This window comes from Sphaerobacter sp., from assembly GCF_019683595.1.
Lineage (GTDB): Bacteria > Chloroflexota > Chloroflexia > Thermomicrobiales > Thermomicrobiaceae > Sphaerobacter.
In genome coordinates this window covers 1-3,985 of the sequence record NZ_JADGHZ010000250.1, presented here as the reverse complement: position 1 = coordinate 3,985, position 3,985 = coordinate 1, and the positions used below count along the sequence as shown (strand labels likewise).

Here is a 3,985-nt window from a genome sequence, read left to right as displayed (position 1 = left end):
TCCCCCGCTGCCGGTGTCCGGCGCTGCGGTATCATGCGCGTAGTCTGGTCAAGCGCCTCGGGGGCGCGAGCCGCACGTGGAAACGGGGTGTCTCATGCCGGCACGCAGTAAGGAGTTCCAGCGGCGCCTGGACGCCGCGGTTCGCGATCCGGATCTCGCCACCGCCCTGCGGCGCTCCCTCTCGACGTTCCGCGACCGGAGGGCTGGAGCCTTCGCCCCGCTCGACTTCCCCGCCATGCAGGCCGACCTGCACCGGCGCAAGGAGGACGCGATCGCGCGGCTGCCGGAGCTGATCGAGCAGTTCACCCGCGAGGCGGAGGCGGTCGGCGCCGTCGTCCACCTGGCCAAGACGCCGGAGGACGCCTGCCGCATCATCGCCGACATCGCGACCGAGCGCGGGGTGAAGCTGGCGGTCAAGAGCAAGTCGATGGCGACCGAGGAGATCCGCCTCAACCCGGCGCTGGAAGCGCGGGGCATCCGGGTCGTCGAGACGGACCTGGGCGAGTGGATCGTGCAACTCGCGGGCGACCACCCGTCTCACCTGATCGCCCCGGCAATCCACATCACCCGCGAGCAGGTCGCTGAGCTCTTCTCGAAGGAGACCGGGCAGGAGGTCTCGCCCGAGGTGCAGGCGCTGGTCGGCGTCGCGCGGCAACGACTGCGGCAGGCATTCATCGACGCCGACATGGGCATCACCGGCGCCAACGCGGCCATCGCCGAGACCGGCACCATCGCCATCGTCACCAATGAGGGAAACGATCGGCTGGTCGCCACCCTCCCCCCGGTGCATGTCGCGGTTCTCGGGGTGGAGAAGATCGTGCCGACCATCGACGACGTGGCCGCCATGCTGAAGCTGCTGCCGCGCTCGGGTACGGCGCAGAAGATCACCAGTTATGTCTCCTTCATCACCGGCCCGAGCCGGACGGCGGACATCGAGCTGGTCACGGCCATGGGCGTGCACGGGCCGAAGGAGGTCCACATCGTCCTGCTGGACAACGGGCGGCTGGCGGCGCGTGAGGATCCGGAGCTGGTCGACACGCTTTACTGCATCCGGTGCGGCGCCTGCTCGAACGTCTGCCCACCCTACCAGGTTGTCGGCGGGCACCTCTTCGGCCACATCTACACCGGGCCGATCGGCCTGCCGCTGACGGCGATCCACCACGGGCTGGACGCCGCGGCCGACCCGCAGAGCCTGTGCGTCTCCTGCAATGCCTGCGAACTGGTCTGCCCGGCAGGCATCCCGATCCCACGGCTGATCCTGGAAGTGCGCAGCCGCGTCACCGAGTCGATGGGGCTGCCCGCGCCGAAGGAGCAGGTGATGGCGCGCTGGCAGGATCCCAAGCGGGGTGACCGCTGGGCGCGGGTCGCCGCGCATGGGGCGGCGATGCTCGCTCGGGACGGCTACATCGAGCGCATCCCCTTCCAGGGGGAGCTGACGCAGGACCGCCACCTGATCGCCCCGGCTCGCAAGCCGCTGCGCGACCGGGTCCGCCACCTGGCCGGGAACCGCGCACGCCAGCAACCGGCCCCAGAGCCCCGCTTCGCCGACAGCCAGGCGGCAGGGCTGACGGTCGCCTATTTCCCCGGCTGCATGGTCGACCGGCTCATGCCGGAGATGGGCGAGGCCACCATCCGGGTGCTGGAAGCCTGCGGCTGCCGCGTCATCTTCCCGCCCGATCAGCACTGCTGCGGCCTGGTCGCGCTCAACATGGGCGACCGCCCGCGCGGGCGGGTGATGGCCGAGCAGACCGTGCGCGTGCTGGAGGAGGTCGAGGCCGACTGGATCGTGAGCAACTCGACGAGCTGCTACGCCGCCATGGCCCAGGACTACCAGCACCTGTTCCGCGACGACCCGGAGTGGCGCGAGCGGGCGGCACGGCAGGCGGAGCGGCTGATCGACCTGACGACCTTCCTCGACCGCGTGGCGCGGCTCGGCCCGCAGCAGTGGACGAAGCCGGGGCCGCGCGTCACCTACCACGACGCCTGCCAGTCACACAACGCGCTGGGCATCCGCGAGGCGCCGCGACGGATCATCACCGAGGTGCTGGGGCTGGAGCTGGTGGAGATGCCGGAGTCGAGCGTCTGCTGCGGCTTCGGCGGCTCGTTCTCGGTTGACTACCCGCAGGTGTCATCGGCCATCCTCGCGCGCAAGCTCGACAACGCGCTCTCGACCGAGGCGCCGGTGGTGGTGGCCGACAACCCCGGCTGCCTGATGCAGATCCGCGGCGGCCTGCACGCCCGCCGCAGCCCGGTCCGCGCGCTCCACCTGGCCGAGTTGATCGTGGAGCGGCTGGGGATGTGATGCGCGGCGCGTGCCCGACCTGCCGAGTGTTGCGAAGTCGACACCAACGCCGCGTTTACGGACGCAGATCGCTGTCAGTACAATGACCTAGCATGGTAGCCTGGCGAACGCGGTCCGACGCCGGCATGCCCCGCACGCCGGTGACATGACAGTCTGCCAGGTTGGAGGGAGGGGCACGCGGCGTGGAATCCGCCGCGTGGGACACTGAGCAAAGGAGAACGAGCCGCCATGGCGAGTAACGGCGATAGCCAGACAAAGTACCTGCTCTCGGAAGCGGAGATGCCGACCGCCTGGTACAACCTGCAGGCGGACCTGCCGAACCCGGCGCCGCCGCTTCACCCGGGCACGGGCCAGCCGATCGGGCCCGATGATCTGGCGCCGCTCTTCCCGATGGCGCTGATCGAGCAGGAGGTCAGCACCGAACGCTGGATCGAGATCCCGGAGGAAGTCCAGGCGGTGTATCGCCTGTGGCGGCCGACCCCGCTCTACCGGGCGCGCCGGTTGGAGCAAGCGCTCGGAACTCCCGCACGGATCTTCTACAAGTACGAAGGCACCAGCCCGGCCGGGAGTCACAAGCCGAACACCGCGGTGGCACAGGCGTACTACAACAAGCAGGCCGGCATCAAGCGGCTGACGACGGAGACCGGCGCCGGGCAATGGGGCAGCGCGCTGGCGATGGCCTGCGCCTTCTTCGGCCTCGAGCTGAAGGTCTACATGGTCAAGGTCAGCTACGAGCAGAAGCCCTACCGCCGGGCGCTGATGGAGACCTGGGGCGCCACCTGCGTCCCCAGCCCCAGTACCGACACCGAGGCAGGCCGGCGCATTCTCGAAGCCGATCCCGACTCGCGCGGCAGCCTGGGGATCGCGATCAGCGAGGCGGTCGAGGACGCCGCCAGCCGGGACGACACCCACTACTCGCTCGGCAGCGTGCTCAACCACGTGCTGCTGCACCAGACGGTGATCGGCCAGGAGGCGCAGAAGCAGCTCGCCATGGCCGACGCCGAGCCGGACATCATCATCGGCTGCGCCGGCGGCGGCTCGAACTTCGCCGGGCTCAGCTTCCCCTTCGTGCGCGAGAAGCTGCAGGGGAAGGAAATCCGGATCATCGCGGTCGAGCCGGCCGCCTGCCCGACGCTGACCCGCGGCGTCTACGCCTACGACTTCGGCGACACCGGGCAGATGACGCCCCTGCTGAAGATGCACACGCTCGGCCACACCTTCATGCCGGCAGCCATCCACGCCGGTGGGCTCCGCTACCACGGCATGGCACCGCTGGTGAGCCTGCTCTACGAGCAGGGACTGATCGAGGCGGTGGCGCTGCCGCAGACGAAGGTCTTCGAGGCGGCGGTGCAATTCGCCCGGACCGAGGGGATCGTCCCGGCACCGGAGTCCGCCCACGCGGTGCGTGCCGCCATCGACGAGGCGCTGCGCTGCAAGGAGAGCGGCGAGGCCAAGACGATCCTGTTCGGCCTGAGCGGCCACGGGAATTTCGACATGGCTGCCTACCAGGCCTATTTCGCCGGTCAACTGGTCGACTACGCCCACCCGCAGGAGGCGATCGAGGCCGCGCTGGCCGGTCTGCCCGCGGTGGGGAACTAGGTCGAGGACCGCTCGAAGACGTGCGCGTGCCGGCCGGTCGCCGTATGGCGACCCGCCGCGTACCCAAACCCCCACCCCATACGC

At 69.9% G+C, this 3,985-nt stretch carries 2 protein-coding genes; both read left to right on the top strand.

Annotated elements, in window-relative coordinates; all coding sequences use genetic code 11:
* The first annotated feature begins 94 nt into the window (after window positions 1–94).
* On the top strand, window positions 95–2,302 hold the full coding sequence (locus IRZ30_RS16110; protein WP_294086612.1) for an LUD domain-containing protein: 2,208 nt from the start codon (window positions 95–97) through the stop codon (window positions 2,300–2,302).
* 228 nt (window positions 2,303–2,530) lie between these two features.
* The gene (locus IRZ30_RS16105; protein WP_294086611.1) at window positions 2,531–3,901 is read left to right on the top strand and encodes a TrpB-like pyridoxal phosphate-dependent enzyme; all 1,371 of its coding nucleotides are present in this window, start codon (window positions 2,531–2,533) and stop codon (window positions 3,899–3,901) included.
* The last annotated feature ends 84 nt before the right edge of the window (window positions 3,902–3,985 follow it).